Consider the following 13824-nt stretch of genomic DNA (forward strand, 5'->3'; position numbering starts at 1 on the left):
CGGAATCCACATCCCCTATGTAAAAAAATATGTCGGGCGGGGTGGGTTGCGAGGCGAGAAAGGCCGGAAACGCGGCTCAAGCGTCGTCGTCTTCCTGCTCGCCGCCGTTGAAGAACTGCCGGCCCAGCACCGCCCCGAGTACGACCACGCCGCCGACCATCAACGCCTTCCAGCTCAATTTCGAGCCGAGCAGCTTTGCGGCCACCGGCGCAGCGACAAGCGCGGTCGCGGCCAGCGGCCGGGCAGGACGGGGGCGGTTCTTGACGTAGACCGCGACGCCGAAGCTGATCAGGCCGGTCAGGAAAAGCCCGCCGGCGATCCACAGGCTCGCCTCGACCGCGCCGTAGCGCGTGGCGAGCACGGTGTGCAGCGCGTTCAGCCCATAGCCGCCGGCGCACAGCACCATCAGCGCTCCGAAGCCATAGAGCCCATAGACGATCACGTTGCGCCTGACCGCGCCGGAGACTTCCGACGCGATGAAAGCTCCCAAGCCCCCCAGCATGACTTATCGCGCCGACAGGAAGCCGACGAACAGGCCGACAGCCGCCGCCAGACCCAGCGCGCGCAGCGGGCGCTCGCGGATTTCGTCCTCGATCAGTTTCTGCAGGTCGCTGGCCTGCTCCCTGGCGACATCGACCATCCGGTCAGTGTCGACGCCGGCGGCGCGCAGCTTTCCGGTCACCGTCGCGGCCAGTTCCTCGGCCCCCCGTGTCAGGCTGGCCTCGATCTCGCCGACCTCGCGCTTGACGCGGCGGCCCGTGGTTTTCGCGGTCGCCTTGGCGTCGGCGGCGGCATCCTCGGCCCCGGCGACGACGTCGTCCTTGGCGCGCTTGACGGCCGATGCGGCCTGACGCTTGGCGGAAGTGGTGGTGGCCATGTCGGATAGTATCCCTGTCTCTGACGCTCGATAATGGTGGGAATTTCGGGTAAGCGCCCGGATTGCCGACGCTCTCGTGTCGCTCAACGCGCCGGGACTGCGCGGGTTCCGTTCAGGCCGTGCTCAGGCAGCTTTGGCTGGAACCTGCTCCTCAATATCGACCTCCTCCGCCTGCGCCTTGCGGTAACGGGCGAATTCCTCCTGCGCCACCATGGCGACCAGCAGGATCGGAGTCGAGAGCACCGCCCCGACCGGCCCCCACAGCCAGAGCCAGAAGATGAAGCCGATGAAGACGAGGAAAGGCGAGACCGTGAGACGACGGCCGACGAAGACCGGCGTCACCGCATTGCCCTCGATCAAATGCAGCACGAAATAGGCGGCCGCCGGGGCGAGCGCCGCCGCCAGTGACGGCGCATTGAGCAGCGCCCCGGCGAAGATCGTCACCGTGACGATGATCGGGCCGATGAAGGCGAGGTAGTTCAGCATGAAGGCGAGCGCGCCCCAGAACACCGGATAGGGCAGCCCGGCCATCCAGGCGATCGTCATCGTCAGCAGGCCCATGCCGAGATTGATCAGCGTCACCAAGCCGAAATAGCGCGCGACCCGCGCCTCGATCTCCTCGAAGAAAGCGCCGGCCGATTTGCGCGCGCCGCGACCCAGGCACAGCCTGAGAGCGCGCGCCTTGAGGTGGCGGCGTGTCGCCAGCCAGAAATATACGGTGGCGACGAAGATCAGCAGCCCGCCCGCCGCCGCCGATGACGACATGGCAATGTCGAGCAGCGGATTGCCCTGCGAGACGTTGAGCTCGGCACCGCTCTTGCCCGTCAGCGCGGCGGCGGCGCGCTTGAACTCGTCCATGAAGGCGAAAACGCCGGCGAGTTTGGATTTCAATGCCGCCATCATCGCCGGAGCCTGATCGCTCCAGCCTGCGATCGGCACCGCCAGCACCGTGACAGCGGCCAGCAGCACGGCCAGTCCCAGCAGCACGACGATCGCCGCAGCCAGATGCTGCGGCACGTTGCGGCGCACCAGCCAGTCGACCAGCGGCCCGAGCACGAGCCCGAAGATCACGCCCGCCGTCACCGGAAGCGCGATCACCTTGGTCAGCGACAGCGTCGTCGTGGCGAGAATGACGAAGATGCCGATGATGGCATAACGGACGATGAGGTCATGCTCTTGCGGCGTGACGTCCTGATGTGCCTCGTCGCTACTTTCTGGCTCCGCCAGATAGCGCGGAAAGGGCTTCCAGGCGGCCGAGCTGAGCATGATGGTTCCAACGCGCGAACCGCGCCCTCCGGCGCGTCCAACCCATAACGTTTGGTTGGCCGGGAAAGTTCCTCAGTGCGCCTCGTCCCAGTTCCCCGCCGCCCTCGCATCGACCTGCAGCGGCACGCGCAGTTGCAGCGCCGGATGGGGCGCATCGACCATCACTTTGGTGATCACCGGCAGCGCAGCCTCGACCTGGGCGTCGGGCACCTCGAAGACCAGTTCGTCATGGACCTGCAGCAGCATGCGCGCATCGAGCTTGGCGGCATCGAGCGCGCCTTCCATGCGAATCATGGCGCGGCGGATGATGTCGGCGGCCGACCCCTGGATCGGTGCGTTGATCGCCTGGCGCTCGACGAAGGCGCGCTCGGAGGGGTTCTTCGAGCCCACCGCCGGAAAATGGCAGACCCGGCCGAAGATCGTCGTGACATGGCCATTGGCGCGCACGAATGTCTTGGTCTGGTCCATATAGTCGCGGATGCCGGGGAAGCGCTCGAAATATTTGCGGATATAGGCGCCGGCCTCCTCGCGGCCGATACCGAGCTGGTTGGCGAGCCCGAAAGCCGAAATGCCGTAGATGATGCCGAAATTGATCGCCTTGGCGCGGCGGCGGACATCGCTGGGCATGCCCGCGACCGGGACGCCGAACATCTCCGACGCCGTCATCGCATGGATGTCGACGCCGTCGGCGAAGGCCTGCGTCAATTGCGGGATATCGGCGATATGGGCGAGCAGGCGCAGTTCGATCTGGCTGTAATCGGCCGAGATCAGCTTGTGGCCTTTTTCGGCGACGAAGGCGGTCCTGATCTTGCGCCCGGCCTCGGTGCGGATCGGGATGTTCTGCAGATTGGGTTCCGACGAGGACAGCCTGCCTGTCGTCGTCGCTGCCAGCGCATAGGAGGTGTGGACCCGGTTGGTCTGCGGGTGGACGTAAGTCGGCAGCGAATCCGTATAGGTCGATTTCAGCTTGGAGAGCTGGCGCCATTCCAGGATCTTGGTCGGGAATTCATGGCCCTGTTCGGCCAGATCCTCGAGCACGCCCGCGCCCGTCGCCCATTGTCCGGTCGCGGTCTTCTTGGCGCCGGACAAGCCCATCTTGCCGAACAGGATGTCGCCGAGCTGCTTGGGGCTGCCGATCGTGAATTTCTCGCCGGCGAGCGTGTGGATTTCGTCCTCCAGCCGCGCCAGCGACTGGGCGAATTCGCCGGAGAGCCGCGACAGGATCTGCCGGTCGATGGCGATGCCGCGTCGCTCCATCCGGGCGAGCACCGCGACCAGCGGCCGCTCCAGCGTCTCGTAGACCGTGGTCTTGGCCTCGGCCGCCAGCCTTGGCCGCAGCGCGCGCCAGAGCCGCAGCGTCACATCGGCATCCTCGGCTGCATATTCCGTCGCCTTGTCGAGCGCGACCTTGTCGAAGGTCACCTGCGCCTTGCCTGTGCCCGCGACCTGCGAATAGGGCACGGTCTCGTGGCCCAGATGCAGCTCCGCGAGCCTGTCCATGCCGTGCGTATTGTTGCCGGCGTCGAGCGCGTAGGAGATCAGCATCGTGTCCTCGATCGGGGACACGTCGAGCCCATGCTGCTTCAACACGAGCAGATCGTATTTCAGGTTCTGGCCGATCTTGAGCACGCCGGGGTCGACGAGCAGCGGCTTCAGCGCAGCCAGGGCGTCGGCCAAAGGAATCTGGCCCTCCAGCATGCCGCTGCCGAACAGATCCGTGCCGCCGCGATGCTGCAGCGGGACATAGCAGGCCTTGCCGGGCGCAACGCAAAGCGAGACGCCGACGAGGTCGGCCTGCATGGCGTCGAGCGAGGTCGTCTCCGTGTCGAGCGCGACGAAGCCGGCCTCATAGGCCCAACCGATCCACCGTTCGAGATCGGCCAGCGTCCGCACGCATTCATAGCCGGAGCGGTCGATCTTGGCCTCGGCCGCCTCGGTCTTGCGGGTGGCGGCGAGATCGGCCGGCCTCATCCAGCCGTCGCCGGAGGCTGCCCCGTTCGCGGACGCAGCAAAGGGTGTCGCGGCCGCCTCGCTTGCCGGCGCGACCGCATCCTCGCCGACATAGAGCGCCTTGAGTTCGGCGGCGCGTGATCCGCCCGGCGCGAGATCGGGATCGGCGTCGATCGCGGAGATGTCGGCCTCATAGGCCTCGGCGACGCGTTTGGTGATGGTGGTGAATTCCATCGCCTTGAGGAAGGCGATCAGCGGAGCGGGATTGGGCTGGCTCAGCGTCAGATGCGAGAGCGGCGTCTCGACCGCAACATCGTCGACCAGCGTCACCAGCTTCTTCGAGATCAGGACTTTCTCGATGACCTCCGGATTGGTCAGCGTCTCCCGGCGCTTGGGCTGCTTGATCTCAGCCGCGCGCGCCAGCAGCGTATCGAGATCGCCATACTCGCCGATCAGCTGGGCCGCCGTCTTGATGCCGATGCCCGGCGCGCCGGGCACATTGTCGGTCGCGTCGCCGGCCAGAGCCTGAACGTCGATGACGCGGTTCGGCATCACGCCGAAATACTCGACCACCTCCGGCTCGCCGATCCTGCGCTCGGCGCGAAAACCCTTGCCCTTAGAGGCGTCGCCCGAAGCCGGATCGTACATCGCGACGCCCGGCCCCACGAGCTGCATCAGATCCTTGTCGGCCGAGACGATCAGCACGTCGGCGCCGGCCTCGCGGGCCTGGCGCGCATAGGTCGCGATCAGGTCGTCGGCCTCGTAGACCTCCTGCTCGACCGGAATCAGCCCGAAGGCGCGCACGGCATCGCGCATCAGCGGAAATTGCGGGATCAGGTCGGGCGGCGGGTCGGAGCGGTTGCCCTTATAGGCGGGATAAAGCTCCTTGCGGAACGAGTTCTCCGATTTGTCGAAGATGATGGCGAGATGCGTCGGCATCACGCCGAGTACGCCCTCTCTGACGAACTGGAACAGCTTGGTGGCGAAGAGCCTGACCGCGCCCGACGGCAGGCCGTCGGAGCGGGCATTGTATTTCCGGTCCTGATTGATCGACTGGAAATAGGCGCGAAAAATGAAGTTCGAGCCGTCGACCAGAAAGAGGTGGTCGCCGGGCTTCAGGTCGGGTGCGGTTTCGGCTTTGTGGCTCATGGCGCGGACCATAAGCGGGCAAGCGCAGGCGGTCTATTGCGCGCGGGCGGCGATTCGCAGGAAGCTGCGCCAAAAACCGTCAGGAGCGAAACGCCATGTCCATCCATGCCACCATGCCGCTGACCTTCGAGGGCGTGCCGGAAGACGAGATGCTGCCGCGGGCGGAAGCCTTCCTGACCAGGATGCGCAAGCGCCGCACCGTCCGCGACTATTCCGACAGGCCGGTGCCGCGCGAGCTGATCGAGACCGCCGTCAGGGCGGCGGGCACGGCGCCGTCGGGGGCCAACCAGCAGCCCTGGACCTTCGTCTGCATCTCCGATCCGGAGAAGAAGCGCGTGATTCGCGAGGGTGCGGAGGAAGAGGAGCGCGCCTTCTATGCCGGCCGCGCCGGCGGGGAATGGCTCGATGCGCTCGCCCATCTCGGCACCGACGATCAGAAACCCTTTTTGGAAACCGCGCCGTGGCTGATCGCGATCTTCGCGCAGCGCTGGGGTTTTGACGCGCAGGGCCGCAAGGTGAAGCACTATTACGTGCCGGAATCGGTCGGCATCGCCACCGGCTTCCTGATCGCGGCGCTGCACGATGCGGGGCTGGCGACGCTGACGCATACGCCGGCCCCGATGAACTTCCTCAACGCGATCTGCGAACGGCCCGATAACGAGAAAGCGCTGATCCTGCTCGTCGTCGGCTATCCCGCCGAGGGCTGCACGGTCCCGGCGATCGGCAAAAAGCCGCTGGAGGAGATCGCGACCTTCCTGTGAGCAAGGGAGCGTCGGCACGATCAGATGATCCGGATAAACACGTCGTCATCCCGGGCTTGACCCGGGATCCATCGTAAAGTGCCGACGAGCCCGATGATGGATCCCGGATCGGCGCGGCTGCGCCGCTTGTCGGCGATGACGGTGGAGGTTCCGCGGCAGAGCGCTTCGGCTCACGCCGTGATCGTGTCGATCTCGGCGAGTTCCTCGGTTGTCAGCACCCATTCCGCCGCCTTCACATTGGCGGCGATCTGTTCGGGTTTGGTCGCGCCGGCGATCACGCTGGAGACGACCGGCTGCGCCGCGAGCCAGGAGAAGGCGAGTTCGACCAGCGTCTTGCCCCGCGCCTCGCAGAAATCGGTGAGTTTTTCGGTCTTGGTCCAGTTCGCCTCGGTCAGCACCTCGGCGGCGCGCGGGGCCTCCCGCGTCATGCGCGCGCCTTCCGGCATCGGCGCGTTGCGCTTGTATTTGCCGGTGAGCAGGCCGTTGGCGAGCGGAAAATAGGGCAGCAGGCCCATGCTATAGTGCTGCGCGGCCGGCAGCAGATAGCGCTCGGCGCCGCGCTTGAGCAGGCTGTACTCGTCCTGGGCCGAGGCGAAGCCCTCTACCTGCAGGTGCCGCGCCGTCCAGGCCGCATCCGCCACCTGCCAGGGCGCGAAATTCGAGCAGCCGATATAGCGCACCTTGCCCTGGGCGATCAGGTCCTCGAGCGTCCGCAGCGTCTCCTCGATCGGCGTCAGCGGGTCGAAGCGGTGCATCTGGTAGAGGTCGATCCAGTCGGTCCTGAGCCGCTTCAGCGAAGCCTCGACCGCATTCATGATGTAGGCGCGCGAACCGCCCTTCATCGTGCCGGCCTCATTCATGTCCATGCCGAACTTGGTCGCGAGCACGATCTGCTTGCGGCGCGCGCCGAGCAGTTCGCCGAGCGCGGTCTCCGAGCCGCCGCGATTGCCGTAGACATCGGCGGTGTCGAACAGCGTGATGCCGTGCTCGATCGCGGCATCGACGACCTTGGCGGTCGCCGCATTGTCGATCCGGCCGCCGAAATTGTTGCAGCCGAGCCCGACGAGCGAGACGCGCAGGCCGGAACGGCCGAGATTGCGGGTGAGCATGTGAGACGTCCTTAATTGGAAGAGCTGGCAGAGGACCAGAGCCGGCAGCGCCGCGCAATCGCCGCTCACGCAGGCAAGGGCTGCAAATCGGGGACGGGCTGAACGCCTGACGTGACGCCTGCTGCCGGAACCCTTCGGCGCAAGCGCGGTTCTAGGGGGCATCGGATGGCTTCGAGGTCATCCGCAACCCGGCCCGCACCGCGCGCCGCCAGTTCTGGATACCGCCATGACAGACTTCACTTCGCCCGGAATCATGTCCACGACACATGCGCCATCGGCCGTTTCCTGGGGCGCCATTCTCGGCGGCGCGGTGGCCAGCGCCTCCGTCTCGCTGATGCTGCTGACAGCGGGCACCGGGCTTGGGCTGACGTCGATCTCGCCATGGACCAATACGGGCGTGAGCGCGACGACGCTCGGCATCTCCGCCGTGCTCTGGCTGGCGCTGATCCAGATCGTGGCCATGGGTTTCGGCGGCTACATCGCTGGCCGTCTGCGCACCAAGAATGTAGGCCCCCATACCACCGAGGTCGGGTTTCGCGACACAGCCCATGGCTTCATGGCGTGGGCGCTGGGGTCGATCGTCGGCGTCGTGCTGCTTGCATCGACGGCCTCGGCCGTCATCGGCGGCGCGGCGCGCCTTGGCGCGTCCGCGGCGTCGGGCGTCGGCTCGGCGGTCTCGGGCGTGGCTGGACGCGCGGCTGATCAGGCCGCCAACCGCGTCGATCTCGGCTCGCTCGATCCCTCGGCCTACCTCACCGACAGGCTGCTGCGCAGCGATCGGCCCGCCCCGGCCAGCGCCGATACCGCCGCGACCCGCACCGAAGTCGGCCGCATCGTCGCCACCAGCCTGCGCAACGGCGACATGATCCCGGCCGACCGGACCTATGTCGCGACAGTCATCGCCGCCCAGACCGGCATCAGCCAGCCCGACGCCGAGAAGCGTGTCGCCGATACGATCCAGCAGGCCAAGGACACCGCCGCCAAGGCCGAGCAGACCGCCCGCGAGACCGCCGACCAGGCCCGCAAGACTGCTGCCCAACTGGCGCTGGCGACCTTCATCGCCATGCTGATCGGCGCGATGGCCTCGAGCCTGGGCGCATCGTTTGGCGGCCGCGCCCGGGACCGCTCCGCGCTCTGAGCGACACGGCGCTGTAAAGAGAACCCCGGCAACGCAAGTTGCCGGGGTTTTTGTTTGGATGGCGATGGTCGAAGGAGGTTTACGCGACTTCCTGCTTCATCTTCTGCGAGCGCTTGCGCTCGTTGGGGTCGAGCACGCCCTTGCGCAGGCGGATCGACTTCGGCGTCACCTCGACCAGCTCGTCGTCGTCGATCCAGGCGAGCGAACGCTCCAGCGTCATCCGGATCGGCGGCGTCAGGCGCACCGCCTCATCCTTCGACGTCGTGCGGATGTTGGTCAGCTTCTTGCCCTTGAGCACGTTCACCTCGAGATCGTTCTCGCGGGTGTGCTCGCCGACGATCATGCCCTGATAGACCTTCCAGCCGGGCTCGATCATCATCGGGCCGCGATCCTCGAGGTTCCACAGCGCGTAGGCCACGGCCTCGCCGGTTTCCATCGCGATCAGCACGCCGTTGCGGCGCCCGCCGATCTCGCCCTTGTAGGGCATGTAGGCGTGGAACAGCCGGTTCATGATCGCGGTGCCGCGCGTATCGGTGAGCAGTTCGCCCTGATAGCCGATCAGACCGCGCGTCGGCGCGTGGAAGACCAGCCGCAGCCGGTTGCCGCCGGACGGACGCATCTCCAGCATGTCGGCCTTGCGCTCGGACATCTTCTGCACGACGACGCCGGAATGCTCCTCGTCGACGTCGATGATGACCTCCTCGATCGGCTCCAGCAGGCCCCCGGTCTCGTCGCGACGCAGCACGACGCGCGGACGCGAGACGCCGAGCTCGAAGCCCTCGCGGCGCATCTGCTCGATCAGGATGGCGAGCTGCAATTCGCCGCGACCCGACACGATGTATGAATCCTTGTCGGTCGATTCCTCGATCTTCAGCGCGACATTGCCCTCCGCCTCCTTCAGGAGCCGGTCGCGGATGACGCGGGTCGTGACCTTGTCGCCCTCGGTGCCGGCCAGCGGCGAGTCGTTGACCATGAAGGTCATCGACACGGTCGGCGGGTCGATCGGCTGAGCCTTGATCGGGGTCTCGACGGTGGGATCGCAGAAGGTGTCGGCGACCGAACCCTTCACCAGGCCGGCGATGGAGACGATGTCGCCGGGAATCGCTTCCTCGATCGGCGTGCGCTCGAGACCGCGGAAAGCGAGAATCTTGGTGATGCGGCCGGACTCGACGAGCGTGCCGTCGCCCGACAGAACCTTGATCTGCTGGTTCGGCTTGGCGGAGCCCGAGACGACGCGGCCGGTGATGATGCGGCCGAGATAGGGGTTGGCTTCCAGCAGCGTGCCGAGCATCCGGAACGGACCTTCCTCGATGCGCGGCTCGGGCACATGGCTGAGAATGAGGTCGTACATCGGCGCGAGGCCCTGATCCTGCGGGCCGGCCGGGTCATGGGCCATCCAGCCCTGCTTGCCCGAGCCGTAGAGGATCGGGAAGTCGAGCTGCTCGTCATTGGCGTCGAGCGCCGCGAACAGGTCGAAGACCTCGTTGATGACTTCGGTGACGCGGGCGTCGGGTTTGTCGACCTTGTTGATCGCCACGATCGGACGCAAGCCGAGCTTCAGCGCCTTGGAGACCACGAACTTGGTCTGCGGCATCGGGCCTTCGGCCGCATCGACCAGCACGATAGCCGAATCGACCATGTTCAGGATGCGCTCGACCTCACCGCCGAAATCGGCGTGGCCTGGAGTATCGACGATGTTGATGCGGGTGTCCTTCCAGACGACCGAGGTCGCCTTGGCGAGGATCGTGATGCCGCGCTCCTTCTCCAGCTCGTTGGAGTCCATCACGCGCTCGATGATGCGCTGGTTGTCGCGGTAGGTGCCCGACTGCTGCAGCAGCTTGTCGACGAGGGTGGTCTTGCCATGGTCGACGTGGGCGATGATGGCGATGTTGCGCATGGACATGCGGGTAAGGGCCTTGTTCATGGCCACAAGCCGGCGAGGATCGAAGCCCTGCCGGCGCAGCCCATTTCGAGAGAACGGAATTTCGCTGCGCTGCACATAAACGCTTGCGGCCGTTTGGGCAACCTCGGTGCGCCTACACGAGCTCTTCGAGCAGCGAACGCCTGCGCTCACCGACGGCGCGGCCGACCTGATCCATCGCCAGCCTGTAGGCGGCAAGGTCCGAGCCGCCGATGTCGCCCTTGGCGAAGTCGCCCAGCACGCGGGTCAGTATCGCGTCGGCATCGTGCTCCAGCCGCGCGAGATCGATCTCGTCGGAGCTCGTCCGGATCTCGTTGAGCAGCGCCAGCAATTCATCGAGGCCGGCCATGGCGAGCCTGCGCCGGGCCGCGCTCGCCCGTCCCATCACGGTCGCGCCGCCCGTACCGAGCATCGAGAGGCCCATGACCCCGAGATAGAACCAGTCGCCATAGCGCTCGAAAAAGGTCTCCTGCTCGCCGTCGATAAAGGCGGCCGCGCCGGAATGGACCGAAAGCGGGGCATCCTTGTCGGTCGAGGGCACTTCGAGCCCCTGGATCGCCGGCAACTCGGAGGCGAGCGTCAGCCGCAGCGCCAGTACCTCCTTGACCACCAGCCCGACGACCGCGTCGTCCAGGTTCTGCGACGCCATCAGTCGGGAGGTCACCGAGATCGTCGGCAGATTCTCGGACGGGCGCGGCGGGTCGCCGCCGAGAGCGCCGCGCACGATCTCGCCGGTCTCGATCGAGCGATAACGCGCCTTGATCGCCTCGGCCTCGCGGATCGGGATCAGCACCGGATCCTCGCCCCAGGCCGAGCGCAGGCGGTTTACCCCGTCATTGTTCGTCCGCGCGCCGACTGCATTGATCGAGAAGAACGCGTCGATGCGCCTTTCCTTGGCGAAAGGGACGATCTCGTCCTGGCTCAGGCCCACGATCTGGACCTCCTCAGTGCCAACCTCGTATTGCGCCAGCACGCGGCGGAGCAGGTCGAGATTGCCGCCGGGGCTGCGACCGACGCCGATCCGCTTGCCGCGCAGATCGGCGATGCGCCCGATCGCGGTCTCCTTCGACGTGATGATGAAGGGGAAGGAGCGCCGGGTGATCAGCGCCGTGTCGCCCTGGGCGGGCAGGGCGATATCGGGTCTGACGATGGCGAGGTCGGCCTGGCCGTCGTCGAGCTTCTTGGCGCTCTCCTCGGAGCCTTCGGTCAGCAGGAGCCGGATCCGGATCGAGGATTTCTCGCGGTTGAGGCCCTGGACGAAGCCCGCCGCCATCCGCGCGTCGTCCGAGCCGAGCGGCCCCACGGCCAGCCGCAAGGTGCGCGGCTGGCTGACAAAATAGAACGCGGCAGCCGTCAGGCCGGCGACCGCCAGCAGCCCGGCCAGAGCCGTGAACCCACGCCGCCCCATCACTTCGGAATGCCCCGATCTGCCATCGCCCGCAGAATGGCTTCGCCCGTCATCATGTCGCAAGTGCGGCGATGGGCTTAATCATGCTATGGCCCCGCCATGACATGTCCGGAAACCGAATTCATGGTGAAGATCTGCGGCCTCTCGACGCCGCAGACGCTGAACGTCGCGCTCGATGCCGGCGCCGACATGATCGGCCTCAATTTCCATCCGAAGAGCCCGCGCTATGTCACGCTCGAGCGGGCTGTCGAACTGGCCGCTATCGCGCGCGGCAGGACTACCGGCCCGGCGAAGACGCAGATCGTCGCCCTGCTCGTCGATTGGGACGAGCGGCAGGCGCTCGATCTGGCTGCGGCGCTGAAACCCGACTGGCTCCAGCTGCATGGCAGCGAGTCGCCAGAGCAGGTTCGCGCGCTCAAGGCCGCCACCGGCCTGCCGGTGATGAAGGCGCTGGGCGTGGCCGACCATGACGATCTCGCCGCGATCGAACCCTATCGTGGCGTTGCCGACCTCATCCTGCTCGACGCCAAGCCGCCCAGGGATGCGAGCTATCCCGGCGGCCATGGCCGACCCTTCGACTGGACGCTGCTGCGCGAACTCGACCCGGGCTTTCGCTTCATGCTATCGGGCGGGCTCGATCCGGCCAATGTGGCCGGGGCGATCGGGATCGCAAGGCCTGCGGGCGTCGACGTCTCCTCGGGCGTCGAGAGCGCTCCCGGCGTCAAGGACGCGGACAGAATCAGGGATTTCGTCGCTGCGGCCCGCTCCGCCGCGCAGAGCATGAACGAGAAGGCTTAGCCGGACATGAACGCGCCCCAGCACCCCAACACCTATCGCTCCGGTCCCGACGAGAACGGCCGTTTCGGCATGTTCGGCGGCCGTTTCGTGGCGGAAACGCTGATGCCGCTCGTGCTCTCGCTGGAGCAGGCCTATGAGGCGGCCAAGATCGATCCCGCCTTCCAGAAGGACATGGCGAGCTTCCTGAAGCATTATGTCGGCCGGCCCTCGCCGCTTTATTTTGCGCAGCGCATGACCGACAATCTCGGCGGCGCGAAAATCTACTTCAAGCGCGACGAACTCAATCACACCGGCGCGCACAAGGTGAACAACGTGCTCGGCCAGATCTTGCTGGCGCGGCGCATGGGCAAGAAGCGCATCATCGCCGAGACCGGCGCCGGCCAGCACGGCGTCGCGACGGCAACGCTGTGCGCCCGCTTCGGCCTGGAGTGCATCGTTTATATGGGCGCGGTCGACGTCGAGCGGCAAAAGCCCAACGTCTTCCGCATGAAGATGCTGGGCGCGCAGGTCGTGCCCGTCCAGTCCGGCACCAAGACGTTGAAGGACGCGATGAACGAGGCCCTGCGCGACTGGGTCACCAATGTCGAGACGACGTTTTACTGCATCGGCACGGCTGCGGGCCCGCACCCTTATCCCGCCATGGTGCGCGATTTCCAGTCGGTGATCGGCAAGGAGACGCGCGAGCAGATGCAGGAAGCCGAAGGCCGTCTGCCGGATTCGCTGATCGCCGCGATCGGCGGCGGTTCCAACGCGATCGGCCTGTTCCATCCCTTCCTCGACGATCCCGGCGTGAAGATGTGGGGCGTCGAGGCGGCCGGCCACGGTCTGTCGAGCGGGCTGCACGCGGCTTCGCTGACCGGCGGAACGCCCGGCGTCCTGCACGGCAACCGCACCTATCTGCTGATGGACGAGGACGGCCAGATCAAGGACGCGCATTCGATCTCGGCCGGGCTCGACTATCCCGGCATCGGCCCCGAGCACGCCTGGCTGCATGATTCGGGCCGTGTGAATTATATCTCGGCGACCGACTCCGAGGCGCTGGAGGCGTTCCAGCTTTGCTCCAAGCTTGAGGGCATCATCCCGGCGCTGGAGCCGGCGCATGCGCTGGCGAAGGTGATGGAACTGGCCCCGAAGCTGCCGAAGGACCACCTGATGGTGATGAACCTCTGCGGCCGCGGCGACAAGGACATCCCCCAGGTCGCGGAGATTCTGGGCGGGATGTGAGTATGCCTAGAGCGTCGGACTGAAAACTGGAATCGTGGGATTCCCTTGAGGGCTGCTTTGTGATTCACCGTTTCTGGAGGTGGATCATGGGTCGCAGCTATTCGGATGATTTGCGTGCGCGCGTCGTAGGTTTTGTCGAAGCAGGGCATTCGCGTCGGGCTGCGGCCCGGCATTTCGGGGTGAGCGAGAGCTTTGCGGTCAAGCTGCTGCAAAGGGTCTTGCG

Annotated in this window: 12 protein-coding genes; 5 read left to right on the forward strand and 7 right to left on the reverse strand. The window is 66.3% G+C overall.

Annotated features, from left to right (window positions below; genetic code table 11):
- Positions 1 to 76: 76 nt before the first annotated feature.
- The 4 genes from AC1DZY_RS23320 to polA all read right to left on the reverse strand — a co-directional run bounded on the left by AC1DZY_RS23320 (position 77) and on the right by polA (position 5242).
- Positions 77 to 502 (reverse strand): hypothetical protein, encoded by a 426-nt coding sequence (locus AC1DZY_RS23320; RefSeq protein ID WP_476822548.1) that lies wholly within the window; start codon positions 500 to 502, stop codon positions 77 to 79.
- Positions 503 to 505: 3 nt separating this feature from the next.
- Entirely contained in the window at positions 506 to 877 is a 372-nt protein-coding gene (locus tag AC1DZY_RS23325) for a glycine zipper domain-containing protein (protein ID WP_476822549.1), read from the reverse strand.
- A 123-nt stretch (positions 878 to 1000) separates the two neighbouring features.
- On the reverse strand, positions 1001 to 2143 hold the full coding sequence (locus AC1DZY_RS23330; RefSeq protein WP_476822550.1) for an AI-2E family transporter: 1143 nt from the start codon (positions 2141 to 2143) through the stop codon (positions 1001 to 1003).
- 72 nt (positions 2144 to 2215) lie between these two features.
- Positions 2216 to 5242 carry a DNA polymerase I gene (polA, locus tag AC1DZY_RS23335; protein ID WP_476822551.1) on the reverse strand — a complete coding sequence of 1009 codons (3027 nt, stop codon included), beginning with the start codon at positions 5240 to 5242 and terminating at the stop codon, positions 2216 to 2218.
- A gap of 95 nt (positions 5243 to 5337) precedes the next feature.
- Between polA and AC1DZY_RS23340 the strand changes: the two genes are divergently transcribed.
- Positions 5338 to 6003, forward strand: coding sequence for a nitroreductase family protein (locus tag AC1DZY_RS23340; RefSeq protein WP_476822552.1), 666 nt, complete (start codon positions 5338 to 5340; stop codon positions 6001 to 6003).
- Between the two features lie 170 nt (positions 6004 to 6173).
- Here AC1DZY_RS23340 and AC1DZY_RS23345 read toward each other — a convergent pair whose 3' ends face one another.
- The gene (locus AC1DZY_RS23345) at positions 6174 to 7112 is read right to left on the reverse strand and encodes an aldo/keto reductase (RefSeq protein ID WP_476822553.1); all 939 of its coding nucleotides are present in this window, start codon (positions 7110 to 7112) and stop codon (positions 6174 to 6176) included.
- 226 nt (positions 7113 to 7338) lie between these two features.
- Between AC1DZY_RS23345 and AC1DZY_RS23350 the strand changes: the two genes are divergently transcribed.
- Positions 7339 to 8250 (forward strand): hypothetical protein, encoded by a 912-nt coding sequence (locus tag AC1DZY_RS23350; RefSeq protein WP_476822554.1) that lies wholly within the window; start codon positions 7339 to 7341, stop codon positions 8248 to 8250.
- A 79-nt stretch (positions 8251 to 8329) separates the two neighbouring features.
- On the opposite strand, the gene typA is transcribed toward AC1DZY_RS23350, so the two are convergent.
- Together typA and AC1DZY_RS23360 are read right to left on the reverse strand one after the other, a co-directional pair.
- Positions 8330 to 10153 carry a translational GTPase TypA gene (gene typA / locus AC1DZY_RS23355; protein ID WP_476822559.1) on the reverse strand — a complete coding sequence of 608 codons (1824 nt, stop codon included), beginning with the start codon at positions 10151 to 10153 and terminating at the stop codon, positions 8330 to 8332.
- 133 nt (positions 10154 to 10286) lie between these two features.
- Entirely contained in the window at positions 10287 to 11579 is a 1293-nt protein-coding gene (locus tag AC1DZY_RS23360) for a TAXI family TRAP transporter solute-binding subunit (RefSeq protein ID WP_476822555.1), read from the reverse strand.
- A 123-nt stretch (positions 11580 to 11702) separates the two neighbouring features.
- Between AC1DZY_RS23360 and AC1DZY_RS23365 the strand changes: the two genes are divergently transcribed.
- The 3 genes from AC1DZY_RS23365 to AC1DZY_RS23375 all read left to right on the forward strand — a co-directional run.
- Positions 11703 to 12377 (forward strand): phosphoribosylanthranilate isomerase, encoded by a 675-nt coding sequence (locus AC1DZY_RS23365; RefSeq protein WP_476822556.1) that lies wholly within the window; start codon positions 11703 to 11705, stop codon positions 12375 to 12377.
- A 6-nt stretch (positions 12378 to 12383) separates the two neighbouring features.
- A complete protein-coding gene (trpB, locus tag AC1DZY_RS23370) occupies positions 12384 to 13601 on the forward strand; it encodes a tryptophan synthase subunit beta (RefSeq protein ID WP_476822557.1) in 1218 nt (405 codons plus the stop codon).
- An 86-nt stretch (positions 13602 to 13687) separates the two neighbouring features.
- A partial coding sequence (locus tag AC1DZY_RS23375) for a helix-turn-helix domain-containing protein (RefSeq protein WP_476820965.1) occupies positions 13688 to 13824 on the forward strand: 137 nt, incomplete at its 3' end.

Source organism: Allobosea sp. P2_A10 (genome assembly GCF_056405115.1).

Coding starts and splice junctions, on each gene's coding strand:
- AC1DZY_RS23345 (WP_476822553.1), bottom strand. CDS start 7,112: ATGCTCACCCGCAATCTCGGCCGTTCCGGCCTGCGCGTCTCGCTCGTC.
- AC1DZY_RS23325 (WP_476822549.1), bottom strand. CDS start 877: ATGGCCACCACCACTTCCGCCAAGCGTCAGGCCGCATCGGCCGTCAAG.
- trpB (WP_476822557.1), top strand. CDS start 12,384: ATGAACGCGCCCCAGCACCCCAACACCTATCGCTCCGGTCCCGACGAG.
- AC1DZY_RS23365 (WP_476822556.1), top strand. CDS start 11,703: ATGGTGAAGATCTGCGGCCTCTCGACGCCGCAGACGCTGAACGTCGCG.
- AC1DZY_RS23330 (WP_476822550.1), bottom strand. CDS start 2,143: ATGCTCAGCTCGGCCGCCTGGAAGCCCTTTCCGCGCTATCTGGCGGAG.
- AC1DZY_RS23340 (WP_476822552.1), top strand. CDS start 5,338: ATGTCCATCCATGCCACCATGCCGCTGACCTTCGAGGGCGTGCCGGAA.
- AC1DZY_RS23350 (WP_476822554.1), top strand. CDS start 7,339: ATGACAGACTTCACTTCGCCCGGAATCATGTCCACGACACATGCGCCA.
- typA (WP_476822559.1), bottom strand. CDS start 10,153: ATGTCCATGCGCAACATCGCCATCATCGCCCACGTCGACCATGGCAAG.
- AC1DZY_RS23360 (WP_476822555.1), bottom strand. CDS start 11,579: ATGGGGCGGCGTGGGTTCACGGCTCTGGCCGGGCTGCTGGCGGTCGCC.
- AC1DZY_RS23320 (WP_476822548.1), bottom strand. CDS start 502: ATGCTGGGGGGCTTGGGAGCTTTCATCGCGTCGGAAGTCTCCGGCGCG.
- polA (WP_476822551.1), bottom strand. CDS start 5,242: ATGAGCCACAAAGCCGAAACCGCACCCGACCTGAAGCCCGGCGACCAC.